Annotated in this window: 19 protein-coding genes; 8 read left to right on the forward strand and 11 right to left on the reverse strand. The window is 72.9% G+C overall.

Translation table 11 applies throughout. From position 1 onward, the window contains the following. Window positions 1-179: 179 nt before the first annotated feature. The 6 genes from whiA to uvrA form a co-directional block, all read right to left on the reverse strand. Complete coding sequence (gene whiA / locus KSNIM_RS12345; protein ID WP_030266394.1) at window positions 180-1,160, reverse strand: DNA-binding protein WhiA; 981 nt, start codon at window positions 1,158-1,160, stop codon at window positions 180-182. After that, window positions 1,151-2,227: a uridine diphosphate-N-acetylglucosamine-binding protein YvcK gene (locus KSNIM_RS12350; RefSeq protein ID WP_263103287.1), complete on the reverse strand. Its 1,077-nt coding sequence runs from the start codon at window positions 2,225-2,227 to the stop codon at window positions 1,151-1,153. Before KSNIM_RS12350 ends, whiA begins: the two co-directional genes overlap by 10 nt. A gap of 73 nt (window positions 2,228-2,300) precedes the next feature. Continuing rightward, window positions 2,301-3,185, reverse strand: coding sequence for an RNase adapter RapZ (rapZ, locus tag KSNIM_RS12355; RefSeq protein WP_411543694.1), 885 nt, complete (start codon window positions 3,183-3,185; stop codon window positions 2,301-2,303). Window positions 3,186-3,303: 118 nt separating this feature from the next. Then, entirely contained in the window at window positions 3,304-5,367 is a 2,064-nt protein-coding gene (uvrC, locus tag KSNIM_RS12360) for an excinuclease ABC subunit UvrC (RefSeq protein ID WP_263103288.1), read from the reverse strand. Between the two features lie 66 nt (window positions 5,368-5,433). Continuing rightward, window positions 5,434-5,937, reverse strand: a complete 504-nt coding sequence (locus tag KSNIM_RS12365) for a Rieske (2Fe-2S) protein (RefSeq protein WP_263103289.1) — start codon at window positions 5,935-5,937, stop codon at window positions 5,434-5,436. Window positions 5,938-6,081: 144 nt separating this feature from the next. Next, window positions 6,082-9,015: an excinuclease ABC subunit UvrA gene (gene uvrA, locus KSNIM_RS12370; protein WP_263103290.1), complete on the reverse strand. Its 2,934-nt coding sequence runs from the start codon at window positions 9,013-9,015 to the stop codon at window positions 6,082-6,084. Between the two features lie 425 nt (window positions 9,016-9,440). Between uvrA and KSNIM_RS12375 the strand changes: the two genes are divergently transcribed. The 3 genes from KSNIM_RS12375 (at window position 9,441) to KSNIM_RS12385 (ending at window position 11,571) form a co-directional block, all read left to right on the forward strand. Further along, window positions 9,441-10,226: a maleylpyruvate isomerase family mycothiol-dependent enzyme gene (locus KSNIM_RS12375; protein WP_263103291.1), complete on the forward strand. Its 786-nt coding sequence runs from the start codon at window positions 9,441-9,443 to the stop codon at window positions 10,224-10,226. Window positions 10,227-10,310: 84 nt separating this feature from the next. Further along, window positions 10,311-10,964, forward strand: a complete 654-nt coding sequence (locus KSNIM_RS12380) for an MBL fold metallo-hydrolase (RefSeq protein ID WP_263103292.1) — start codon at window positions 10,311-10,313, stop codon at window positions 10,962-10,964. A 7-nt stretch (window positions 10,965-10,971) separates the two neighbouring features. After that, window positions 10,972-11,571, forward strand: a complete 600-nt coding sequence (locus KSNIM_RS12385) for a class IV adenylate cyclase (RefSeq protein ID WP_263103293.1) — start codon at window positions 10,972-10,974, stop codon at window positions 11,569-11,571. Window positions 11,572-11,614: 43 nt separating this feature from the next. On the opposite strand, the gene KSNIM_RS12390 is transcribed toward KSNIM_RS12385, so the two are convergent. From KSNIM_RS12390 to zapE, 4 genes are all read right to left on the reverse strand, one after another. Beyond that, entirely contained in the window at window positions 11,615-12,604 is a 990-nt protein-coding gene (locus KSNIM_RS12390; protein ID WP_263103294.1) for a TerC family protein, read from the reverse strand. 260 nt (window positions 12,605-12,864) lie between these two features. Then, a complete protein-coding gene (locus KSNIM_RS12395) occupies window positions 12,865-13,446 on the reverse strand; it encodes a TerD family protein (RefSeq protein ID WP_263103295.1) in 582 nt (193 codons plus the stop codon). Window positions 13,447-13,694: 248 nt separating this feature from the next. Next, window positions 13,695-15,788: an excinuclease ABC subunit UvrB gene (gene uvrB, locus KSNIM_RS12400; RefSeq protein WP_263107924.1), complete on the reverse strand. Its 2,094-nt coding sequence runs from the start codon at window positions 15,786-15,788 to the stop codon at window positions 13,695-13,697. A gap of 523 nt (window positions 15,789-16,311) precedes the next feature. Beyond that, window positions 16,312-17,415, reverse strand: coding sequence for a cell division protein ZapE (zapE, locus tag KSNIM_RS12405; RefSeq protein ID WP_411543860.1), 1,104 nt, complete (start codon window positions 17,413-17,415; stop codon window positions 16,312-16,314). Between zapE and KSNIM_RS12410 the strand changes: the two genes are divergently transcribed. From KSNIM_RS12410 to KSNIM_RS12430, 5 genes are all read left to right on the forward strand, one after another. After that, entirely contained in the window at window positions 17,414-18,202 is a 789-nt protein-coding gene (locus tag KSNIM_RS12410; RefSeq protein WP_263103297.1) for a dihydrofolate reductase family protein, read from the forward strand. The two genes, zapE and KSNIM_RS12410, sit on opposite strands and share 2 nt — an antisense overlap. A 110-nt stretch (window positions 18,203-18,312) precedes the next feature. Beyond that, window positions 18,313-18,771, forward strand: coding sequence for an indole-3-glycerol phosphate synthase (locus tag KSNIM_RS12415; RefSeq protein WP_263103298.1), 459 nt, complete (start codon window positions 18,313-18,315; stop codon window positions 18,769-18,771). Window positions 18,772-18,861: 90 nt separating this feature from the next. Beyond that, window positions 18,862-20,268: a UDP-N-acetylmuramate--L-alanine ligase gene (gene murC / locus KSNIM_RS12420; protein WP_263103299.1), complete on the forward strand. Its 1,407-nt coding sequence runs from the start codon at window positions 18,862-18,864 to the stop codon at window positions 20,266-20,268. Between the two features lie 13 nt (window positions 20,269-20,281). After that, window positions 20,282-20,686, forward strand: a complete 405-nt coding sequence (gene msrB, locus KSNIM_RS12425) for a peptide-methionine (R)-S-oxide reductase MsrB (RefSeq protein ID WP_263103300.1) — start codon at window positions 20,282-20,284, stop codon at window positions 20,684-20,686. A 128-nt stretch (window positions 20,687-20,814) separates the two neighbouring features. After that, window positions 20,815-22,929 carry a restriction endonuclease gene (locus KSNIM_RS12430; RefSeq protein WP_263103301.1) on the forward strand — a complete coding sequence of 705 codons (2,115 nt, stop codon included), beginning with the start codon at window positions 20,815-20,817 and terminating at the stop codon, window positions 22,927-22,929. Between the two features lie 186 nt (window positions 22,930-23,115). Here the strand turns inward: KSNIM_RS12430 and KSNIM_RS12435 are convergent, their stop codons facing one another. Next, window positions 23,116-24,027: a GNAT family N-acetyltransferase gene (locus tag KSNIM_RS12435; RefSeq protein ID WP_263103302.1), complete on the reverse strand. Its 912-nt coding sequence runs from the start codon at window positions 24,025-24,027 to the stop codon at window positions 23,116-23,118. Between the last annotated feature and the right edge of the window lie 113 nt (window positions 24,028-24,140).

A 24,140-nucleotide genomic window follows, 5' to 3' on the forward strand; every position in this document is an offset into this window, starting at 1 on the left:
CGCCTCTCCGCCCGGGACGGCCCTGAGCGACCCTCCGGATTACCGGCGAGTAACTCCTGTGGCTGTCGTGCAAAAAGGGGCGCGGGGAACTGGGCGAATCGGCGGAGGCGCTGTCACGCCTTCCGATTCGCGCAGTTCCCCGCGCCCCTATATGTGTCCGAATAGCGCGACACGGATTGTCAGCTGAGCGCCATCTCGTCGGTGAGGTTGGCCTCCGTGCTCGGCAGCCCCAGCTCGGCGGCGCGCTTGTCGGCCATCGCCAGCAGGCGGCGGATCCGGCCGGCCACCGCGTCCTTGGTGAGCGGCGGGTCGGCCAGCGCGCCCAGCTCCTCCAGCGAGGCCTGCTTGTGCTGCATCCGCAGCTGGCCAGCGGCCGCCAGGTGCTCGGGCACCTCGTCGCCGAGGATCTCCAGCGCGCGCTGCACGCGCGCGCCCGCCGCGACCGCCGCGCGCGCCGAACGGCGCAGGTTGGCGTCGTCGAAGTTCGCGAGCCGGTTCGCGGTGGCGCGGACCTCGCGCCGCATGCGGCGCTCCTCCCACGCGAGCACCGCCTCGTGCGCCCCCAGCCGGGTCAGCAGCGCGCCGATCGCGTCACCGTCCCGGATGACCACCCGGTCCACGCCGCGGACCTCGCGGGCCTTGGCCGGGATGCCGAGCCGGCGTGCCGCGCCGACCAGGGCGAGCGCCGCCTCGGAGCCGGGGCAGGTGATCTCCAGGGAGGAGGACCGGCCGGGCTCGGTGAGCGAGCCGTGCGCCAGGAAGGCACCGCGCCAGGCGGCCTCGGCGTCGCAGGTCGCACCGGACACCACGGCCGGCGGCAGCCCGCGGATCGGGCGCCCGCGGCCGTCCACCAGGCCGGTCTGCCGGGCCAGCAGCTCGCCGTCCTTGACCACCCGGACGACGTACCGGCTGCCGCGGCGCAGCCCGCCGGGCGCCATCACCACCAGGTCCGAGGAGTGCCCGAAGATCTCCAGCAGGTCCTTGCGCAGACGCCGGGCCGCGATGGCCGTGTCCAGCTCCGCCTCGATCACGATCCGGCCGCTCACGATGTGCAGCCCGCCGGCGAACCGCAGGATCGCCGAGACCTCGGCCTTCCGGCAGCAGGCCCGGGTGACCGGGAGCCGGGAGATTTCGTCCTTCACCGCAGGAGTCATCGCCATGGGCCGATCCTTCCATGTGTCCGGAAAATCCGGTCGTACGCAGCCGCCAGGAGCTCCGGGTCGTGTCGCGGGGTTCCGTCCGCCCGGGCGACCCGGCCCAGCACCAGGGCCGCGCCCATCCGCTCGGCGGCCTTCTCCAGTCCGGCCAGGTCGGCGAGGCCGAAGGCCCCACCGGTGACCGCCCGCTCGTCGACCAGCACGGCGTCGACGGCGAGGTCGGGCGCGTGGTCGGCGATCACGTCGAGGTGCCGCTGCGGGCTGAAGCCCTCCGTCTCGCCGGGCTGGGGCGCGAGGTTGAGGGTGAGCAGCCGGCGCGCGCGGGTCTCGACCAGCGCCTTGGCGAGCTCGGGCACCAGCAGGTGCGGCAGCACGCTGGTGAACCAGGAGCCCGGGCCGAGCACCACCCAGTCCGCCTCCAGCACGGCCTCGACCGCCTCGGGCACGGCCGGCGGCTCCTCCGGCAGCAGCCGGACCGACTGCACGGTGCCGGGGGTCACGGCGACGCTGGCCTGGCCGCGGACGGCGGTGAGCTCGTGCGGCCGGGCCGGGTCGTGCCCGCGGACCTCCGCCTCGATGTCCAGCGGGACGGCCGACATCGGCAGCACCCGGCCCTGGACGTTGAGCAGCCGGCCCACCCAGTTGAGCGCCTCGACCGGGTCGCCGAGCTTCTCCCAGAGCGCGACGATCAGCAGGTTGCCGACGGCGTGGCCGCCGAGGTCGCCGTCGCCGGTGAAGCGCTGCTGGATGACCTCGGACCAGGTGCGACCCCAGTCGTCGTCGCCACAGAGCGCGGCGAGCGCCTTGCGCAGGTCGCCCGGGGGCAGCACCCCGAGCTCGGTGCGCAGCCGCCCGCTGGAGCCGCCGTCGTCGGCGACGGTGACCACCGCGGTCAGCTCGTTGGTGAGCCGGCGCAGCGCGGACAGCGAGGCGGACAGCCCCTGGCCGCCGCCGAGCGCGGTGATCCTCGGCGCGCCGGGGCGCGACTTCTGGGCAGCCGGACTGCTTCCGGCCGGGGCTCGCTCGCCAGACCTCTGCTGGAACTGCCGTGCTGGCGAGTATCCCGTCACACCGACCCCATGTTCCTGTCTCGTGCTCCCGTGGGCGGGCCGGTGACGGCCCGGCCGGGTCAGCCCCGGCCGGTCACTCCCGGCCCATGTCGCGGTGGACGAGCACCGTTTCGACGCCGTCCGCGATCAGACGCCTGGTCAGCCGCTCGGACATGGCGACGCTGCGGTGCTTGCCACCGGTGCAGCCTACGGCAAGTGTCATGTAGCGCTTGCCTTCGCGGCGATACCCTTCGGTCACGATCTTCAGCAGCTCTGCGTAGCCGTCCAGGAACTCCTGGGCACCGGGCTGCTTGAACACGTAGTCGGCGACGTCGCTGTCGGTGCCGGTGTGGGCCCGCAGCTCGGGCACCCAGTGCGGGTTCGGCAGGAAGCGGCAGTCCACCACCAGGTCGGCGTCGACCGGCAGGCCGTACTTGAAGCCGAAGGACATCACGGTGGCGCGCAGCTCGGGCTCGTCGTGGTCGGCGAACTGGGCGTCGAGCTTGGCGCGCAGCTGGTGCACGTTGAGGTTGGAGGTGTCGATCACCAGGTCCGCCTCGCCGCGCAGGTCGCGCAGCAGCTCGCGCTCCTGGGCGATGCCGTCGACGATCCGGCCGTCGCCCTGCAGCGGGTGCGGGCGGCGGACGGATTCGAAGCGGCGCACCAGCGCCTCGTCCGAGGAGTCCAGGAAGACGACGCGCAGGCGCACGCCGCGCTTCTCCAGCTCCTCCAGCGAGGTGAGCAGGTCGTCGAAGAAGCTGCGGCCGCGGACGTCGACGACGGCGCCGATCCGGGGCACCGAGCCCTGCGAGCGGGCGCCGAGGTCCACCATGGTGGGGATCAGCGCGGGCGGCAGGTTGTCCACCACGAACCAGCCCAGGTCCTCCAGGCACTTGGCCGCGGTGCTCCGGCCGGCGCCGGACATGCCGGAGATGATCACCAGCTCCGGTGCGTTGTCGCCCACGTCGGACACGTTCACTTCGGTTCCCCGCTCTCGGTGGTTCGCTTCGGAAGAACGCCCCGGACCCGGCGGTGCTTCCCGGCACCGCCGGCGGGGGCGGCGCCGGGGGCCGCGCGGCGACGGGCGTCTTCGGCCGTCATGGCGTCTCCCGGGGTGCGCCGGCCCCGGCAGGGTCGGCGCTGTCGTCAATGATCTCGCCGGTGGCGGTGTTCACCGCGAGTGCGGCAGGTGGCCGGGAGGCCAACGCGGCCGCAACAGTCTCCGCGGTGCGGCGGCCGATCCCGGGTACCTCGCACAGCTCGTCCACGGTGGCGGTCCGCAGCCGCTTGAGGGAGCCGAAGTGCTTGAGCAGTGCCTGGCGGCGGGTCTCGCCGAGGCCGGGCACTGCGTCCAGCCCGCCGGTGGTGAGGCGCTTGGAGCGCTTGGACCGCTGGTAGGCGATGGCGAAGCGGTGCGCCTCGTCGCGCACGCGCTGCAGCAGGTAGAGGCCCTCGCTGGTGCGCGGCAGCACGACCGGGTCGTCCTGGCCGGGCAGCCAGACCTCCTCCAGCCGCTTGGCGAGGCCGCAGAGGGCGACGTCGTCGATGCCGAGCTCGTCGAGGGCCCGGCGGGCGGCGGCGACCTGCGGCTGCCCGCCGTCGACGACCAGCAGCTGCGGCGGGTAGGCGAAGCGGCGGGGGCGGCCGGTCTCCGGGTCGACCGGGCCGGCCGCGGGGTCCTCGACCGGCTCGGCCGTGCCGTCGATGCCGTCGGGCGCCTCGTCGGTGCCGGTGTCCTCGGGGACGGCCCACTCACCGGTCTGCTCGCGCTCCTGGAGGTAGCGGCGGAAGCGGCGGCCGATCACCTCGTGCATCGAGCGGACGTCGTCCTGACCGGCGAAGCCCCTGATCTGGAAGCGCCGGTACTCGCTCTTGCGGGCCAGGCCGTCCTCGAAGACGACCATCGAGGCGACCACGTCCTCGCCCTGCAGGTGGGAGATGTCGAAGCACTCGATGCGCAGCGGCACGGAGTCGAGCTCCAGCGCGTCGGCGATCTCCTGGAGGGCGCGGCTGCGGGTGGTGAGGTCGGAGGCGCGCTTGGTCTTGTGCAGCGCGAGCGCCTGCTGGGCGTTCCGGTGCACGGTGGCCATCAGGTCCTTCTTGTCGCCGCGCTGCGGGACGCGCAGGTCGACCTGGGCGCCGCGCAGGCCGGTGAGCCACTCGCGGACGGGACCGGACGGTTCGGGCAGGGCCGGGACGAGCACCTCGCGGGGCACGTTCTCGGTGCCGGAACCGTACAGCTGCTGCAGGGCGTGCTCGACCAGGGAGGCGGTGTCGACGTCCTCGACGCGGTCGGTGACCCAGCCGCGCTGGCCGCGGACCCGGCCGCCGCGGACGTGGAAGATCTGGACGGCGGCCTCCAGCTCGTCCTCGGCGAGGGCGAGCACGTCGGCGTCGGTGCCGTCCGCGAGGACGACGGCGTTCTTCTCCATGGCGCGCTTGAGGGCGCCGATGTCGTCGCGCAGCCGGGCCGCCTTCTCGTACTCCATGGCGGCGGCGGCCTCCTGCATCTGCTGCTCCAGGCGGCGCAGGTGGCCCCCGGTGCGGCCGGCCATGAAGTCGCAGAACTCCTCGGCGAGGGCGCGGTGCTCGTCGGCGGAGACCTTGCCGACGCAGGGCGCGGCGCACTTGCCGATGTAGCCGAGCAGGCAGGGCCGGCCGACCTGGCTCGCGCGCTTGAAGACGCCGTTGGAGCAGGTGCGGACGGGGAAGACGCGGAGCAGCAGGTCGACGGTCTCGCGGATGGCCCAGGCGTGGCCGTACGGGCCGAAGTAGCGCACGCCCTTCTTGTGCGCCCCCCGCATGACCTGCACGCGGGGGAATTCCTCGTTGAGGGTGACGGCGAGCTCGGGGTAGCTCTTGTCGTCGCGGTACTTGACGTTGAAGCGGGGGTCGAACTCCTTGATCCAGGAGTACTCCAGCTGCAGCGCCTCGACCTCGGTGCCGACCACCGTCCACTCGACCGAGGCGGCGGTGGTGACCATCGTGGCCGTGCGCGGGTGCAGGCCGGCGAGGTCCTGGAAGTAGGAGGAGAGCCGCGGGCGCAGGCTCTTGGCCTTGCCGACGTAGATGACCCGGCCGTGCTCGTCGCGGAACCGGTACACCCCGGGTGAGAGCGGGATCGCACCGGGCGCCGGACGGTAGGTGGACGGGTCTGCCATGCCCCTACCGTACCGACTGCCGATGACCCCCCGTGGCCGGTTTCCCGGGGTGCGGCCGCGAACCGGTCAGACCGTTGTGACCTGGACGTTGTTGTTGACGACGGCCACCTTGTAGGAGGGCAGCGGCTTGGGCGCCGGGCCGCCCTCGACGGCGCCGTCGGTGATCGAGAAGCGGCTGCCGTGGCAGGGGCAGTCGATCGTCTTGTCCTTGACCTCGTCGACGATGCAGCCGGCGTGGGTGCACTTGGCGCTGAACGCCTTGTACTCGCCCGCGGCGGGCTGGGTGACCACGACCTTCTGGTCGCGGAAGACCTTGCCGCCGCCGACCGGGATGTCGGCGGCCGGGCCGAGGTCGACCGGGGCCGCGTTCTGCGCCTGGGCACCGCCGGAACCGCCCGTGGAACCGGACGAGCCGGACGAGCCCGAGGAGGACGAGGACGAGCAGCCGGTGACCGCGACGGTGCCGCCCGCGGCGAGCACGGCGGCCGCGCCGCACAGCAGGGTGCGGCGGGAGGCGGCGGGGCCGCGGTCGGTCTCGGCGGCGGACGCGGTGGCGACGGGCTCGTTCATGCGGGCGGCTCCTCGGACGCGGGTACGGGCGGACCGACCGCAGTCTATGCGCCGTACCTGGGCGTTCCGCCCGGCCGAGCGGTACTGACACACCACCTCCCCGGCCGGCCGGGGGCCGGGGAGGTTCGGTGAGCGTGTGCCCCGCTACTTCTTGGCGGCGGCCCGCTTGCGGGCGGTGCCGCCGGCCGCCGTGCTGCGGCTGCCACCGCGGCGGGCGGCGGGGACGGCAGCGTCGGAGACCCCGCCGAGGATGTCCCGCAGGAACTTGCCGGTGTGGCTGGCGGTGATCGCGGCGATCTCCTCCGGGGTGCCCTCGGCGACCACCGTGCCGCCGCCGTTGCCGCCCTCCGGGCCCATGTCGACGATCCAGTCGGCGGTCTTGATGACGTCGAGGTTGTGCTCGATGACGATCACGGTGTTGCCCTTGTCGACCAGGCCCTCCAGCACCTTGATCAGCTTGCTGATGTCCTCGAAGTGCAGGCCGGTGGTGGGCTCGTCGAGGACGTACACGGTGCGGCCGGTGGAGCGCTTCTGCAGCTCGGAGGCGAGCTTGACGCGCTGGGCCTCGCCGCCGGACAGGGTCGGGGCGGACTGGCCGAGCCGGACGTACCCGAGGCCGACGTCGTTGAGGGTCCGCAGGTGCCGGGCGATCGCCGGGACGGCCTCGAAGAAGGCCAGCGCCTCCTCGATCGGCATGTCCAGCACCTCGGCGATGGACTTGCCCTTGTAGTGGACCTCCAACGTCTCCCGGTTGTACCGGGCGCCGTGGCAGACCTCGCACGGGACGTAGACGTCCGGCAGGAAGTTCATCTCGATCTTGATGGTGCCGTCGCCGGAGCAGTTCTCGCAGCGGCCGCCCTTGACGTTGAAGGAGAACCGGCCGGGCAGGTAGCCGCGGACCTTGGCCTCCTGGGTCTCCGCGAAGAGGCGGCGGACGTGGTCGAAGACGCCGGTGTAGGTGGCCGGGTTGGACCGCGGGGTGCGGCCGATCGGCGACTGGTCGACGTGCACCACCTTGTCCACCAGGTCGGTACCGGTGATCCGGGTGTGCCGCCCGGGCACGCTGCGGGCGCCGTTGAGCTCGCGCGCGAGGTGGGTGTAGAGGATGTCGTTGACCAGCGTGGACTTGCCGGAGCCGGAGACACCGGTGACGGCGGTGAAGGTGCCGAGCGGGAAGCCGACCGTGACGTCCTGCAGGTTGTGCTCGCGGGCGCCGTGCACGATGAGCTGGCGCTTCTTGTCGCGCGGGCGGCGGACGGCCGGGGTGGGGATGGAACGCCGGCCGGAGAGGTACTGGCCGGTCAGCGACTCGTCGTTGGCCAGCAGCTCCTTCAGCGAGCCGGAGTGCACGACCTTGCCGCCGTGCTCGCCTGCGCCGGGGCCGATGTCGACGACCCAGTCGGCGGTCTTGATGGTGTCCTCGTCGTGCTCGACGACGATCAGGGTGTTGCCGATGTCGCGCAGCCGCACCAGCGTCTCGATCAGCCGGTGGTTGTCCCGCTGGTGCAGGCCGATGGACGGCTCGTCGAGGACGTAGAGCACGCCGACCAGGCCGGAGCCGATCTGGGTGGCGAGCCGGATGCGCTGGGCCTCGCCACCGGAGAGGGTGCCCGCGGCGCGGTTGAGCGAGAGGTAGTCCAGGCCGACGTCGACCAGGAAGCGCAGCCGCTCGTTGACCTCCTTGAGGACACGTTCGGCGATCTTCTTGTCGCGGGCGGTCAGCTTCATCGCGCCGAGGAACTCGGCGCAGTCGCTGATCGACATCGCCGAGACGTCGGCGATCGACCTGTCCTGGATCGTCACGGCGAGGACCACGGGCTTGAGCCGGGTGCCGTTGCAGGCGGGGCAGTGCACCTCGCGCATGTAGCCCTCGAAGCGCTCCCGGCTGGAGTCGCTCTCGGCCTCAGAGTGGCGGCGCTGCACGAACGGCACCGCGCCCTCGAAGGACGTGGTGTACGAGCGGTCGCGGCCGTACCGGTTGCGGTACTTGACCTCGACCTGGGTGCGGTGGCCGTACAGCAGGGCCTTGCGGGCGCGGGCGGGCAGCCCGGCCCAGGGGATGTCGGTGCGGAAGCCGAGCTCGCCGGCGAGCGCGTCGATCAGACGCTGGAAGTACTCCTTGGTGTGACCCTGGGACCACGGGTGGATGGCGCCCTCGTCGAGCGACTTCTCCTCGTCCGGGATCACCAGCTCGGGGTCGACCTCCATCCGGTTCCCGAGGCCGGAGCACTCCGGGCAGGCGCCGAACGGCGAGTTGAAGGAGAAGGAGCGCGGCTCCAGCTCCTCGAAGGAGACGTCGTCGTACGGGCAGTACAGGTGCTCGGAGTACATCCGCTCGCGCTCGGGGTCGCCCTCCGGGAGGTCGACGAAGTCGAGCACCACCATGCCGCCGGAGAGCTTGAGCGCCGTCTCGACGGAGTCGGTCAGCCGGCGCTTGGCGCTCGCCTTGACCGTCAGGCGGTCGACGACCACCTCGATGGTGTGCTTCTCCTGCTTCTTGAGGGTCGGCGGCTCGGTCAGCTGCACCGTCGCGCCGTCGACCCGGGCCCGGGCGTAGCCCTTGGACTGCAGGTCGGCGAAGAGGTCGACGAACTCGCCCTTGCGCTCGCGCACCACGGGGCTGAGCACCTGGAAGCGGGTGCCCTCGGCGAGCTCCAGCACCCGGTCGACGATGGCCTGCGGGGACTGCCGGGCGATCGGCCGGGAGCAGTGCGGGCAGTGCGGCTTGCCGATCCGGGCGAACAGCAGGCGGAGGTAGTCGTAGACCTCGGTGATGGTGCCGACGGTGGACCGCGGGTTGCGGCTGGTGGACTTCTGGTCGATCGAGACCGCGGGCGACAGGCCCTCGATGAAGTCCACGTCCGGCTTGTCCATCTGGCCGAGGAACTGCCGGGCGTAGGAGGACAGCGACTCGACGTAGCGGCGCTGGCCCTCGGCGAAGATCGTGTCGAAGGCCAGCGAGGACTTGCCGGACCCGGAGAGGCCGGTGAAGACGATAAGGGAGTCGCGGGGCAGGTCGAGCGAGACGTTCTTGAGGTTGTGCTCGCGAGCACCGCGGACGATCAGGCGGTCGGCCACTGCTTCTGGCGCCTTTCTCCGGGGAGGTGGGGCTTCGGGGGGACTTCTGGAAGCTGCAGGACGTCGGGCTTGGGGCTTCTGGGCATGCGTACGGGCGGTCGGCGCGTCCTCGGATCCCACCGCGGCCCGGCCCTGGCGGCAGCGGCCGCCTCGGCGGCGGCCGCGAACAAGCCCCAGGGAAGGCAACCAGCTGGACGAGCGATTTCTTCCGACTCGGGACAGTAAGCCTATAGCGCAGGCGTTCGAATATCGACCTTGTCCAGTGGGGACCACCCGAATGAGTGACGCGGCCTCGACACGTTGATCGCCGGCGCGGGGAAAGCCGCTGCTCGGCGCGGTCGGCGGGCGGTAGCGTCGCCGTGACAACGACCGGCGGCCCCCGCGGGAAACGCCGGACGCACCACGGCACCACCCGGGAGACCGCCATGACCGACCCCGCAGCCGCCGGCATCCTGCCCGAGGAGGCGGCCGCCAGGGCCGCCGAGAGCCTCAAGGCCGTCGCCGAGGGCACCGATCACCTGCTGCGCACCGTCGCCGACCTCGCCCCGGACGACGTCGCCGGCCCGTCCGCACTGCCCGGCTGGACCCGGGGGCACGTGCTGGCCCACCTGTCGCGCAACGCCGACTCCCTGGTGAACCTGCTGGAGACCGCCCGCACCGGCGTGGACGTCCCGCAGTACGCGAGCCCGGAGGCACGCGAGCAGGGCATCCGGGAAGGCGCCGGCCGCCCGCTCGACGAGCAGCTCGCCGACCTGCGGCGGACCGCCGAGCGGCTGGCCGCAGCCGCCGAGAGCCTGCCGGACACCGCCTGGACGGTGCCGCTGCGGCACCGCACCGGCTACGTCTTCCCCGCCTACGACGTGCCCTGGAAGCGGCTGATGGAGGTCGAGTACCACCACGTCGACCTGGACGCCGGCTACACCCCCGCGCACTGGCCGGAGTCCTTCGCCTCCGCCGAGCTGGCCCGCCTCGCCGGCCGGCTGGACGGCGTCGAGGGGCTGCCCGGCGTCGCGCTCACCGCCGAGGACACCGGGGCGGTGGCCAGGATCGGCGAGCCGGCCGGCCCCGAGCTGGCCGTGGAGGGCCCCGTCCGGGCGCTCACGGCCTGGCTCTCCGGTCGCTCCGACGGCGACGGCCTGCAGGTGCACCGGGCCGGTGTGCTGCTGCCCGACCCGCGGACCGTGCTGCCGCAGCTTCCGCCGCTGAACTGAACAGGCGATGATGCAGGTGACGGACTCTCAGCCGGCACCCGGTCGCACCGCGGTGCCCGGCCACGACGATCGAGGAGCAGAGCGATGACCTACCACGGAGCGGTCAAGGTCGGCGGCCCGCCCGACGTGCGGGAGCTCGCCCACCTGATCGTCACCAAGGTGGCGGTCGGCCCGTACGACAACAACGCCTACCTGCTGCGCTGCCGCGCCACCGACGAGCAGTTGCTGATCGACGCGGCCGCCGACGCCCCCACCCTGCTGGAGACGGTCGGCGACAGCCTGGCCACGGTCGTCACCACGCACCGGCACCACGACCACTGGGCCGCGCTGGCCGAGGTGGTGGCCGTCACCGGCGCCCGCACCGCGGCGGGCCGGATCGACGCCGAGGCCATCGACGTCCCCACCGAGCTGCTGCTGGACGACGGCGACGTGCTGCGGGTCGGCCAGGTCGAGCTCACCGTGCGCAAGCTGGTGGGCCACACCCCCGGCGCGATCGTGCTGATCTACGACGACCCGCAGGGCCATCCGCACGTGTTCACCGGCGACTGCCTCTTCCCCGGCGGCGTCGGCAACACCTGGAAGGACCCTGAGGCCTTCGCCAGTCTCTTCCGCGACGTCAACGAGAAGATCTTCGACGTGCTGCCGGACGAGGCCTGGGTGTACCCCGGCCACGGCAACGACACCACGCTCGGCACCGAGCGCCCGCACCTCGGCGAGTGGCGCGAGCGCGGCTGGTGACCGCCGGATGAGCGGAGGTGCGCGGCGGGGCCGCGCGGTCGAGGCCGAGCTCAAGGCCGTCGTCCGCGACCCCACCGCCCTCCGGGCCCGGCTCGACGCCCTGGCCGGTCCCGGCCGGGCCGAGGTGTACCGGGACACCTACTACGACCTGCCGGACGGCTCGCTGGCCCACGGCGACCGCGAGCTGCGGCTGCGCACCGTCACCGGCCCGGCGGACAGCCGCACCCTGCTGACCTGGAAGGACGCCCGGGTCGACGCGGTCTCCGGCGCCAAGCCGGAGGCCGAGACGGCCGTCACCGATCCGGCGGGCGCCGCCGCGGTGCTGCGGGGCCTCGGCTACCGGCCGGTGCTGGCCTTCGAGAAGCACTGCCGCAACCACACGCTGCACCGGGACGGCCGCGACCTGCTGGCCACCCTGGTCGAGGTCCCGGAGCTCGCCGGGGCCTTCCTGGAGGTGGAGACGGTCTGCGGCGAGGACGAGCTGCCGGCGGCACTGGCGGCCGTCCGCGGTGTGCTCGCCGAGCTCGGCGTGCCGCCCGCGGACCTCACGGCCGAGGCGTACACCGACGCGGTGGCCGCCGCACGCGGACGCAGCGGCGGGGTGTGACCGGTCCCCGCGGTCGCACCCCGCCGCTGCGGGATCGGGTGGGTCAGACGTCCGCGCCGTCGCGCTCGTCCGCCGATTCGAGGGCCGCGCGCTCCTGCCGGCGGGAGGCGATCAGGCTGGTGACGGTGGTGACGGCGAGCACCGCCACGATGAACCCCAGCGAGACGCCGATGCTGACCTCCGGCACGTGCACGCCGCTCTCGTGCAGCGCGTGCAGTACCAGCTTGACGCCGATGAAGCCGAGGATCACCGACAGGCCGTAGGCGAGGTGGACCAGCTTCTTCAGCAGGCCGCCGATCAGGAAGTACAGCTGGCGCAGGCCCATCAGCGCGAAGGCGTTCGCGGTGAACACGATGTACGGGTCCTGGGTCAGGCCGAAGATCGCGGGGATCGAGTCCAGGGCGAACAGCACGTCGGTGGTGCCGATCGCCAGCATGACGATCAGCATCGGGGTCATCAGCCGGCGGCCGTTCTCCACGACGAAGAGCTTGGTGCCGTGGTACTTGTCGGTCGCCGGGAAGCGCTTCTCGATCGCCTTGAGCAGGCGGTTCTCCTCGAACTCCTCCTCCTCGTCGGAGCGGGCGTCCTGGATGAGCTTCCAGGCCGTCCAGACGAGGAAGGCGCCGAAGATGTAGAAGACCCACGAGAAGGTGGAGACCAGGGCCGCGCCGCCGGCGATGAAGACCGCCCGCAGCACCAGCGCGATGATCACGCCGAACATCAGCACGCGCTGCTGGTAGATCCGCGGCACCGCGAACTTGCCCATGATCAGGATGAAGACGAAGAGGTTGTCGACGCTCAGCGACTTCTCGGTGATGTATCCGGCGAAGAACTCGCTCGCGGGCTGCGAGCCGTACTGCTTCCAGAGGAACGCGCCGAACAGCACGGCGAGGACGATCCAGACGACCGTCCAGATCCCGGCCTCCTTGACGGAGACCTCGTGCGGTTTGCGGCCGCCGATGAAGAAGTCGGCCACGATCAGGGCGACCAGCACCCCGATCGTGCCGATCCACAGGCCAAGGGAAACGTCCACGTCTGCTCCTCCGGCAGGTAGGCGAACAGGCATCGTCACTGCCGGAGGTCTCCTCCACCCTGCGGCTCACCCAAGGAGCACGCGGGCCGGCACCCCGGGACACCCGATGGGCGGACGTCCGTGATGACGGGGCTGCCGCTGGGGAGTACTCCCCTCCGCTCTACGCCGAGGCTAACAGAATCCCCAAGACAAGGTAAAGAAGGTAAAGAACTGTCAGGCGCGGGGCCGGTCGGGGGTGCCGCGGGACAGCGCCGGCGGCCTCAGAGGTAGGGCTCGATCGCGGGCAGCATGTCCTGGAAGGTCCTGGCCCGCGCCGGTGCGCCGATCGCCTGCATCGCCCAGCCGCCCGCCGGCTCGCGGTACACCTTGGCCATGATCTGCCCGGTGTGCCGGCCGCCGGCCGCCAGCTCGTACCGGGCCAGTTCCTGGCCGGTGGACTCGTCGACCAGTCGGCAGTGCGCGTCCTGCACCTCGGCGAAGCTCTGGCCGGTGTACGAGCTGACGGTGAACACGATCTGGGTGATGTGCACCGGCACCCGCAGCAGGTCGACCAGGATCGCCTCGTCGTCGCCGCCTCCGCCGGCACCACCGGTCAGGTTGTCCCCGGTGTGCTGCACCGAGCCGTCGTTGCTCGCCAGGTGCTGGAAGAACACCACGTCGGAGGGGGTGCGCTCGGCGTACAGCAGGGCCGAGGCGTCCAGGTCGACCTGACGGCTGCGGCTGCCGAACAGCCCCTTGCGGACGGCGGCCCGCCAGCCCAGGCCCATCCGGACGACCGTCAGCGACTCCCCCGAGCTCTTCTGCAGGCTGACGCTCTGCCCCTTGGCCAGATTCACCGACACGGTGCTTCCCTCTCTCTCCTCAGCCCGGCGGGAGCGGTCCCACCGCACTCCGACGGAACACCCCGTTGCCGTCCCCCGGCTGAGGCCCCCAGTGCCCTGCGGCCGCACCGCCACCGCCCGCCGCAGCTGCGCGGCCGGGTCCTGTTCGACGACCGGTGCCCGCAGGCCAGCCTAGGGCCTGCGGGCACATGTCATGCAGGGTGCTCCCGCACCGGGGAGTGCCCCCGTGGGAGCGCGTCCGGAAGGGATCAGGCCATCCCGGCCTCGCGCATCTGCCGGAGCTCCTTCTTCAGCTCGCCGACCTCGTCGCGCAACCGCGCGGCCACCTCGAACTGCAGCTCGGCCGCGGCCGCGTGCATCCGGTCGGTGAGGTCCTGGATGAGCTGGGCCAGCTCGGCCGCGGGCAGGCTCTTGGCCGGCTTGCGGTCCGCCCCGAGCGCCGGGACGGGCGTGCGGGTCTTGCCGCCCGGGGCGCGGTATCCGGTGGAGAGCAGCTCCTCGGTGTCCACGTCCTCCCGGGCGAGGGTGTCGAGGATGTCGCCGATCTTCTTGCGCAGCGGCTGCGGGTCGATGCCGTTCGCCTCGTTGTACGCCTGCTGCACGGCCCGGCGGCGGTTGGTCTCCTCGATCGCGAGCTCCATCGCCGGGGTGATCCGGTCCGCGTACATGTGGACCTGGCCGGAGACGTTGCGCGCCGCACGGCCGATGGTCTGGATCAGCGAGGTGCCCGACCGGAGGAAGCCCTCCTTGTCGGCGTCCAGGATCGCCACCAGCGACACCTCGGGCAGGTCCAGGCCCTCGCGGAGCAGGTTGATGCCCACCAGGACGTCGTACTCGCCGGCGCGGAGCTCGCGCAGCAGCTCGACCCGGCGCAGGGTGTCGATGTCGCTGTGCAGGTACCGCACCCGGATGTCCAGGCCGAGCATGTAGTCGGTGAGGTCCTCCGCCATCTTCTTGGTGAGGGTGGTGACCAGGACGCGCTCGTCCCGCTCGACGCGGGTGCGGACCTCGTGCACCAGGTCGTCGATCTGGCCCTCGGTCGGCTTGACGATCACCTCGGGGTCGATCAGGCCGGTCGGGCGGATGATCTGCTCGACCGCGCCGTCGCCGCGGGACAGCTCGTACTTGCCCGGGGTCGCCGACAGGTAGACCGTCTGCCCGATCCGCTCCAGGAACTCCTCCCATTTCAGCGGGCGGTTGTCCATCGCGGAGGGCAGCCGGAAGCCGTGGTCGACCAGGGTGCGCTTGCGGGAGGCGTCGCCCTCGTACATCGCGCCGATCTGCGGCACCGTGACGTGCGACTCGTCGATGACCAGGAGGAAGTCCTCCGGGAAGTAGTCGAGCAGGGTGTTCGGCGGGGAGCCGGGCGACCGGCCGTCGAAGTGCATCGAGTAGTTCTCGACGCCCGAGCAGGTGCCGATCTGGCGGAGCATCTCGATGTCGTAGGTGGTGCGCATGCGCAGCCGCTGGGCCTCCAGCAGCTTGCCCTGCTTCTCCAGCACCGCGAGGCGCTCGCCGAGCTCCTTCTCGATGTCGTTGACGGCGCGCTCCATCCGCTCCGGGCCGGCGACGTAGTGCGAGGCGGGGAAGACGTAGATCGAGTCGTCCTGGCTGATGATCTCGCCGGTCAGCGGGTGCAGCGTGTAGAGCGCCTCGATCTCGTCGCCGAACATCTCGATCCGGACGGCGAGCTCCTCGTACACCGGGAAGATCTCGATCGTGTCGCCGCGGACACGGAAGGTGCCGCGGGTGAAGGCGAGGTCGTTGCGGGTGTACTGGATGTCGACGAAGCGGCGGAGCAGCGCGTCCCGGTCGATCTCCTCGCCGACCTTGAGCGGGACCATCCGGTCCACGTACTCCTGCGGGGTGCCGAGGCCGTAGATGCAGGACACCGAGGCGACCACGACCACGTCGCGGCGGGTGAGGAGGGAGTTGGTCGCGGAGTGGCGCAGCCGCTCGACCTCCTCGTTGATCGAGGAGTCCTTCTCGATGTAGGTGTCCGTCTGCGGGACGTACGCCTCGGGCTGGTAGTAGTCGTAGTACGAGACGAAGTACTCGACCGCGTTGTTGGGCAGCAGCTCGCGGAACTCGTTGGCCAGCTGGGCGGCCAGGGTCTTGTTCGGCGCCATCACCAGGGTGGGGCGCTGCAGCTTCTCGATCATCCACGCCGTGGTCGCGGACTTGCCGGTGCCGGTCGCACCGAGCAGGACCACGTCCTTCTCGCCGCCGCGGATGCGGCGCTCCAGCTCGGCGATGGCCGCCGGCTGGTCGCCGTTGGGCTGGTAGGGGCTGACGACCTCGAAGGGCGTCGTGGACCGCTCGATACTCGTGTTGGGGCGCACCACTCCACCGTACGGCCCAGCACCGACAGTGTCGGGCCCTACGGGCGAGCGGCCCCAGGTGCAGACGAACGGTGCGGACGGCGGGCGCCACAGACCGCCGTCCCCGGGGGTTCCGGTGCCCGGGGTGTGGACCAGCGGCTCGACGTGGATGTCCGAACCGGCGGGCGCGGTGGAACCGGTCCAGAGGTTGATCTTCTGCCAGGCCTGGCCGTCGATCACCGGGACGGTGTCGGGTTGGCCGCCGCAGCTGTGTGCGGAGATCTGGCGGCGGCCGTTCTCGGGCCGGCCGACGCCGAGGCTGGCCGGCGACGTCCAGTACCCGGCGCAGACCGCGAACTTCTGGATCCGCCCGTCGTGCAGGTCGACGCCGTCACGGTGACACCCGCGGGCGGCCCCACGATCGGGGTCCCGGCCTGGACGGCGGCCGGTGCGGCGGTCGGCGGGGCGTCCGCCGTGGACGAGGCCGTCCCGTGCGGACGGCGCGCACATCCCGGGGCCGAGCGGGGACGAACTCGACCCGGTGTCAGACCTTGGAACTGTCGCGGGCGAGGGCCACCAGGCGGGAGACGGCGCGGAGGTACTTCTTGCGGTAGCCGCCCCGCAGCATGTCCTCGGGGAAGACCTGGTCGAAGGGCACGCCGGAGGCGGTGACGGGGAGTTCGCGGTCGTACATCCGGTCGGCGAGGACGACCAGCCGCAGGGCGGTGGACTGGTCGTCGACCGGCCGGACGCCGCGCAGGAAGACGGCGTGGACGTCGTCGAGCAGTGCGCCGTACCGGCTCGGGTGGACGTTCTTGAGGTGTTCGAGCAGGGCGTCGAAGTCGTCCAGCGAGGCGCCGGGGGCGGTGGCGGCCCGGGCGGTGACCTCGTCGTCGGTGTACGGCGGCGGGGCCTCGGGCAGGCCGCGGTGGCGGTAGTCCTGGCCGTCGATCCGGACGGGTCGGAAGTGGGCGGCCAGGCCCTGGATCTCGCGGAGGAAGTCGGCGGCCGCGAAGCGCCCCTCGCCGAGCTTGTCGGGGAGGGTGTTGGAGGTCGCGGCGAGCTTGACGCCGTTCTCGACGAGCCGGCTGAGCAGGGTGGAGACCAGGACGGTGTCGCCCGGGTCGTCCAGCTCGAATTCGTCGATGCAGAGCAGCCGGTGCCCGGAGAGGGTCTCGACGGCGCCCTTGAAGGTGAGGGCGCCGACCAGGTTGGTCAGCTCGACGAAGGTGCCGAAGGCCTTGGGCCCGGGGGTGGCGTGCCAGAGCGAGGCGAGCAGGTGGGTCTTGCCGACACCGTAGCCGCCGTCGAGGTAGATGCCGGCGGGGGCGGCCGGGGCCGCGGCGGCGCGCCGGAACCAGCCGCGCTTCGGGGCGGCGCCGCTGCCGTTGAGGGAGGCCGCGAACTGCTCCAGGACCTGCACGGCCTCGTACTGGCTGGGCTGGGTGCTGTCCGGGATGTAGCTGCCGAAGCTGACGCCGGCGAACCGCGGCGGCGGGACCATCTCGGCCACCAGGCGCTCGGCGGGCACGACCGGTCGGCGATCGGTGAGGGCTGTCACGGTGGCCGTCTCGGTGGCGGTGACGTCGGCGTGGGGGGCTGCGGGCACGGTAGTACAGGGTACGCCCCGTGGAAGACTCGCCACCATGCAGCTCTTGATGAATCCGCTCACAGCCCCCGTCGCAGACCCGGCCGCGCTGGAGTCGCTCGCCGCCCTGTACGCGTACCCGGACGAGGCGGGCGCCGGGCGGCCGTGGCTGCGCGCCAACATGGTGTCCAGCCTGGACGGCTCGGCGCGGCTGGAGGGCCTGTCGGAGGGCCTGTCGAGCGCCGCGGACAAGCGGATCTTCGGGGTGCTGCGGGCGCTCGCGGACGTGGTGCTGGTGGGGGCGGAGACGGTCCGGGCGGAGGGGTACCGGCCGGCCCGGGCGCGGAAGGAGTTCGCGGCGGCCCGGGCGGCGGCGGGCCAGGCCCCCGCGCCGGTGATCGCGGTGGTCAGCCGGCGGCTCGCGCTGAACCTGTCGGCGCCGCTGTTCACCGAGCCGCTGGTGCGCACGGTGGTGCTCACCACGGAGGACTCCCCGGCCGAGGCGCGCCGGGCGGTGGCCGAGGTGGCGGACGTGGTGGTGGCCGGCGAGCAGTCGGTGGACCTGCCGGCGGCGGTGGCGGCGCTGGCGGCGCGGGGCTGGACCAGGCAGCTGACCGAGGGCGGCCCGCGGCTGCTGGGCGGGCTGGCGGCGGCCGGGCTGCTCGACGAGCTGTGCCTGTCGCTGGCGCCGCTCATGACGGCGGGCGATGCGCCGAGGATCGCGTACGGCGCCGCGGTGGAGAAGGTGCGGGCGATGCGGCTGGAGTCGCTGATCGAGGAGGGCGGTTTCCTGTTCGGCCGCTACGTCCGGGTGGACGGCGGTCCGGCCGGTCCGGCCACGGGGTGACCCGGCCGCCCGCCGTGGTCCGTGTGGTGCGTGTGCAGCGTGAGGAAAGCTTCCGCCGGGCAAGATGAGGGCAGCGGACCGGGGGGCCTGCACTGTACGAAGGGACTCACGTGTTCAAGACCGTACTGATGATCGAAAAGGCGCTGTCCGACGCGGACGTCGAGCTGGTCACCACGCTGCACGGCGACGAGAAGGTCTCCTTCGTGGTGCTGATGCAGCCGAGAGGAAGACAGGACGAGCTGTTGAGAGCACTCGACGACGTGGCGCTGGGCCATCTCGACAAGGCGGTGCACGAGCACGACGACGAGTCGGTGCCCACGGTGGCCGAGGAGTCCCTGGAACACAGCCTGCGCCACCTGCGCGAGGCGGGCGCCGAGGCGACCGGCCGGGTGGTGGAGCAGAACCCGCTCGACGGCCTGCGGAGCGTGGTCGAGGAGCACGGCGCGGACGAGGTCCTGGTGCTGACCTCGCCGCACTTCGTGGAGGAGTTCTTCCACCGCGACTGGGCGTCGCGGGCGCGGCACAAGGTCGGTGTCCCCGTCCTCAAGCTGTTCGCCAGCGACTCCTGAGCTCCTCCGCCGGTGGTGCAGAATCGTCCTTGCGGAACCACCGCGAGGGCGATTCTCGTCCTCTTAGTCCCCGGCTGTACGGAGCATCCCTTGAACGACGCCGCGCACGACCTGCACGCCCCGCACTTCATCGGCATCGGCGGCGCCGGGATGTCCGGACTGGCGAAGATCCTCGCGGTGCGGGGCGCCCGGGTCTCCGGCAGCGACGCCAAGGAGTCCGAGACGGTGCTGGCGCTGCGCGCGCTCGGCGCCCGGGTCGCCGTCGGCCACGCCGCGGAGAACCTGCCGGCCGGCACTAGCAGCGTGGTCGTCTCCAGCGCGATCCGCGCGGACAATCCGGAGCTCGCCGCCGCCCGGGAGCGCGGGATCCCGGTCGTGCACCGCTCCGACGCGCTCGCCGCACTGATGGGCGGCCGCCGCGCGCTCGCCGTCGCCGGCACCCACGGCAAGACCACCACCACCAGCATGCTGGCGGTCAGCCTCGGCGAGCTCGGCCTCGACCCCTCGTACGCGATCGGCGGCGACCTGGACGCGCCGGGCTCCAACGCGCACCACGGCACCGGCGACATCTTCGTCGCGGAGGCCGACGAGAGCGACCGCAGCTTCCACAAGTACGCGCCCGAGGTGGCGATCGTCCTCAACGTCGAGCTGGACCACCACGCCAACTACGCCTCGATCGAGGAGATCCACCAGTCCTTCGAGACCTTCGTCGGCCGGATCGTGCCCGGCGGCACCCTGGTGGTCTCCGCCGACCACGAGGGCGCCCGGGAGCTGACCCGCCGGGTCCGCGGCCGGGTGGGCCTGAACGTGGTGACGGTCGGCGCCGCCGAGGACGCCGACGTGCGGGTGCTCTCGGTCTCCCCGCGCGGCATGACCAGCGAGGTCACCGTGCGGCTGGACGGCGAGGAGCTCTCCTTCACCGTCTCCGTGCCGGGCCGGCACTACGCGCACAACGCGGTCTCCGCGCTGGCCGCCGGCGTGGCGCTCGGCGTGCCCGCCGCGGACCTGGCGAAGGCGCTCGGCGCCTACACCGGCGTGCGCCGCCGGCTGCAGCTCAAGGGCGAGGCCGCGGGCGTGCAGGTGATCGACTCCTACGCGCACCACCCGACCGAGATGGCCGCCGACCTGGAGGCGATCCGCGAGGCCGCAGGCGCCGGCCGGGTGCTGGTGGTCTTCCAGCCGCACCTGTTCAGCCGGACCCAGCAGCTCGCCGACGAGATGGGCGACGCGCTGGCCCTGGCCGACGCCTCGGTGGTGCTCGACATCTACCCGGCCCGCGAGGACCCGATCCCCGGCGTCACCAGCGCCCTGATCGTGGACGCCGCCCGCCGGGCCGGCGCCGACGTCGCCGCGGAGCACGAGTTCGCCGCCGCCCCGGAGCGGCTGGCCGCCCTGGCGAAGCCGGGCGACCTGGTGCTCACCATGGGCGCGGGCGACGTGACCAACCTGGGTCCGGAAATTCTCGCCCGCCTCGCCGACGTTGCACCCGGTGCCTGATGGGAGGACATCCGTGACCCACGAGATCCAGAAGACCGAGGCCGAGTGGCGGGCCCAGCTGTCGCCCGAGGAGTACCACGTGCTCCGCGAGGCCGGCACCGAGCGCGCCTTCACCGGCGAGTACACCGACACCAAGACGGTCGGCGTCTACGGCTGCCGGGCCTGCGGGGCCGAGCTCTTCAGCAGTGAGACGAAGTTCGAGAGCCACTGCGGCTGGCCCTCGTACTTCGCGCCGCTGGCCGAGGACCGCGTCGAGTACATCCAGGACACGACCTTCGGGATGCGCCGGGTGGAGGTCCGCTGCGCCCGCTGCGGCAGCCATCTCGGCCACGTCTTCGAGGGCGAGGGCTACGACACCCCGACCGACCAGCGCTACTGCATCAACAGCATCTCGCTGACGCTCAAGCCCGCCGAGTAGGACCGGGCCCCGCGAGCACGCACCCGCACGCCCTGTCACCGCAGCGCCACACCGTGCCAGACTGATCATCGGTCGAACCGCACGAGAGGACAACGGTGGCAGGGCGTCGCACTTCCGGAGTACTGGCCATGCTGGCGGAGGCACAGCGCCAACAGCACCGCCGGGAGGAGGCGCAGCGCCGCGCCGACGCGGCCGCGCAGCGCCAGTACGAGCGGGCCCGGCGGGAGGCCGAGCGGGCGGCGGCCCAGGGCCAGCGGGAGGCGCTCAGGGCCTACCGGCAGAGCCGGGAGGCGGACGCGGCCCGGCGCACGGCCGAGCTGGAGGAGCGGGTCGCGGCGCTGCGCGGGACGCTCGCCGCGGGCCTGCGCGGGCGGCCCTTCTCGCCCGCCGATCTGGCGGCGCCCGCGGCCGCCTTCGACCCCGGGCAGCTGGGGGTGCCGGTGCCGATGCCCGACCAGTCCTGGTACCTGATACCGCCGCTGACGGGCGCGCAGGCCTTCGACCCGGCGGCCCGCCGGACGTGGGACGAGCAGGCGGCGCAGGCCCGCGCCCGGTTCGAGCAGGACTGGTACGCCGCGCAGGCCGCCGAGCAGGAGCGGCAGCGCCGGCTCGCCGAGTACCGGGCCGAGTTCGACGCCTGGCTGGCCTCCCGGCAGCAGTTGGCGGCCCGGGCCGGGCAGCTGGTCGCCGGGCTGCGGTCGGAGGCGCCGGAGGCGGTCGAGGAGTACTTCGAGACGGCGCTGGGCTGGCGGGACGACTGGCCGGAGGGCTTCCCGCACACGGCCGAGGCCGTCTGGGACGCCGGGGCCCGGCAGCTGGTGGTGGAGTGGCCGCTGCCGGACTCATCGGTGGTGCCGGCGGTCGCCCGGCACCGGTACGTGAAGGCCGACGACCGGGACGCCGAGGTGGCCCGGCCGGCCGGCGAGCGGCGGACGCTGTACCGGGAGGTCGTGGCGCAGTGCGCGCTGCGGGTGCTGGCGGAGGCGTTCCGTGCGGACGACGGGGAGTTGCTCTCGTCGGTCGTGGTGCACGGCGTGGTGGAGGCCGTCGATCCGGCGACCGGCCGTGAGGAGAGCCGCTGCCTGGTTTCGGTGGCCGCCGAACGGGCCGGGTTCCTGGCGCTCGACCTGGAGCGGGTCGCGGCGGTGGACTGCCTGGTGGAGGCGTTGGACGGCCGGCTGTCGGCGCGGCCCGACAAGCCGGAGGCCGTCCGGCCGCACGCCACCGGGTCCCCGTCCGCGGCCGCGGCCGCACCGGAGGGCGACGAGGGGCCGGACCTGTTCACCATGGATCCGATCGCCTTCGAGGAGCTGATCGCCGAACTGTTCCGCCGGCGCGGCCTGCACACCCGGACGACCGCGCGCAGCGGCGACGAGGGCGTCGACGTGCTCGCCGAGGACCCGGACCCGATCACCGGCGGCCGGATCGTCATCCAGGCCAAGCGCTACCGGCACACCGTGCCGCCCACCGCCGTCCGCGACCTGGACGCCACCATGGCCCGCTGCGGCGCCAACCGCGGCATCCTCGTCACCACCTCCGGCTTCGGCCCCGGCTCGCGGCGCTGGGTGGAGGGCCGGCCGCTGACCCTGGTGGACGGGCCGATGCTGGTCGCCCTGCTGCGCGAGCACGGCCTGGCCGGGCGACTCGGACCGGACGGTGCGGCGGGTCGCGGCACCCGACGGCAGGCGGCGCCTCCGGCACCGACGGTGCTCGCGCCCGGGCAGAACGCAGTGCTGCCGGAGAGCGCGCTCGGTGCGCTGACCGTCCGCTTCTCCTCCGCGGGTGCGGACGCCGATCTGACGCTGCTGCTGCTCACCGCCGAGGGCCGGGTGCGCTCCGACGGGGACTTCGTCTTCTACCACCAGCGCAGCGCGGCCGGCGGGGCGGTGCAGCTCGGCGAGAAGGCGGCCGCGGACGGGCGGCGCACGGAGTCGGCGGTGCTGCGGCCGGCGGACCTCCCGGCGGACGTCCACCGGGTCGCCGTCTCCGTCAACATGGACGCCGACACCGCCCTCACCTGCGCCGGGCTCATCGACGCCGACCTGCTGCTGCACGCCGCGGACGGCACCGCCTGGTCGTTCCGGCCGCCGTCCGACCCCGCGGTGTCCGCGATGCTGGTCGCCGAGGTCTACCGGCACCGGCCGGCCGGGGGCGCGGAGGTGTGGAAGGTCCGCGCGGTCGGCCAGGGCTGGGCGGACGGCCTGGCCGGCCTGGCCCGCGCCCACGGCGTCGACGTCGGCTGAAGGGACTCCCGGGGGCAGCACGTCAGGGGCGCTGGGGGTACCTCCCGCGGCGAAGGCTGGGGGCGGAACTGCGCAAGTCGGATACGGGCCACTGCACGGATCAGGGGTCGGCCCGATTCCGTAGTGACAGCCACCCTCGGGCTGCGCAGCTCCCCGCGCCCCTGACGTCCTGCCCTCCCAGCAACGTCACGCAGTGAGCTCGCGGCTGTACTTCCACTCGGCGGCGCAGCGTTCGTAGCCGAGCCAGTCGTTGACCGCCAGCATCGGGGCGTTGCTGCCGTCGTTGTGGGTGTAGGCGGCGGTGATGCCGGCGGCGCGGGCCCGGTGCAGCGAGTCGGCCTTGGCGAGTTTGGCGAGGCCTCGGCCGCGGTGGGCCCGCACGGTGGTGGTGAAGGAAGACCAGTAGCGGCCCTCGCCGTCGGTCTGTGCGGCGGAGAAGCCGACCGGCCGTCCGTCGGCGAGCACCACGGTGGTGAGCTTCCGGTCGAGGTCGGGCCGGTGCCAGATCTCGGCCAGCCAGGACGCGTAGCCCTGGTCGGCGAGGTCGACGTCGCCGGGCTCGTCCCGGGTGCCCTCGACGTCGACGAGGTAGAGCGGGTGCGGGTCGTCCGCGAAGTCGGCGGCGGTGCGCAGTTCGACGCCCGGCGGGCGGGCCGGCAGGGGTGGCAGCGGGGCGGTGAGGTCGCGTCCGGCGAAGTAGGCGACCCGGCCGCAGGTGTAGCCGCGGCCGGCGGCGAAGGCGTGCGCGGCCGGATCGTCGTCCACCCAGCAGTGCGCGTGGCGGACGCCCTCGGCGACGAGCGCCTCCTCGGTGGCGGCCAGCAGGGCGGTTCCGGCGCCCTGCCTGCGGTGTGCGGGGACGACGTGGACGGCGGCGAAGCCGTGGCCCGGCTCCTCGCTGTCGGGGTAGGCGCCGAACCGCGCGGTGGCGACGATCCGCCCGTCCGCCTCGGCGAGGAGCATCCGCAGGTGGGGCTGGGCGGCGACCTGCCAGGCGACCGTCTCGGGGGTGGTGACAAGATACGGGCGGCCGGCGCGCAGGGCGGCGCAGGCCGCGGGCGCGTCGTCGGGCCGGAAGGCGCGGATCGTGAGCGTCATAGACACGTCACGTTAACGACTCGGCCGCCTCGGCGCCCTCGAATATCGGTCTCCGGGACGGGAGTTGCCCTCGAATCGGGCGCCGCCCCGGAGAAAGCTCAAGTTCAGCTCTG

The sequence above is a fragment of the Kitasatospora sp. DSM 101779 genome, from assembly GCF_025655475.1.
Taxonomy (GTDB): Bacteria; Actinomycetota; Actinomycetes; order Streptomycetales; family Streptomycetaceae; genus Kitasatospora.

Bases quoted from the DNA above. Each gene is read 5' to 3' on its own strand.
- whiA (WP_030266394.1), bottom strand. From the start codon at position 1,160: ATGGCGATGACTCCTGCGGTGAAGGACGAAATCTCCCGGCTCCCGGTC.
- uvrC (WP_263103288.1), bottom strand. From the start codon at position 5,367: ATGGCAGACCCGTCCACCTACCGTCCGGCGCCCGGTGCGATCCCGCTC.
- KSNIM_RS12365 (WP_263103289.1), bottom strand. From the start codon at position 5,937: ATGAACGAGCCCGTCGCCACCGCGTCCGCCGCCGAGACCGACCGCGGC.
- KSNIM_RS12375 (WP_263103291.1), top strand. From the start codon at position 9,441: ATGACCGACCCCGCAGCCGCCGGCATCCTGCCCGAGGAGGCGGCCGCC.
- KSNIM_RS12380 (WP_263103292.1), top strand. From the start codon at position 10,311: ATGACCTACCACGGAGCGGTCAAGGTCGGCGGCCCGCCCGACGTGCGG.
- KSNIM_RS12385 (WP_263103293.1), top strand. From the start codon at position 10,972: ATGAGCGGAGGTGCGCGGCGGGGCCGCGCGGTCGAGGCCGAGCTCAAG.
- KSNIM_RS12410 (WP_263103297.1), top strand. From the start codon at position 17,414: ATGCAGCTCTTGATGAATCCGCTCACAGCCCCCGTCGCAGACCCGGCC.
- zapE (WP_411543860.1), bottom strand. From the start codon at position 17,415: ATGGTGGCGAGTCTTCCACGGGGCGTACCCTGTACTACCGTGCCCGCA.
- KSNIM_RS12430 (WP_263103301.1), top strand. From the start codon at position 20,815: ATGCTGGCGGAGGCACAGCGCCAACAGCACCGCCGGGAGGAGGCGCAG.
- KSNIM_RS12435 (WP_263103302.1), bottom strand. From the start codon at position 24,027: ATGACGCTCACGATCCGCGCCTTCCGGCCCGACGACGCGCCCGCGGCC.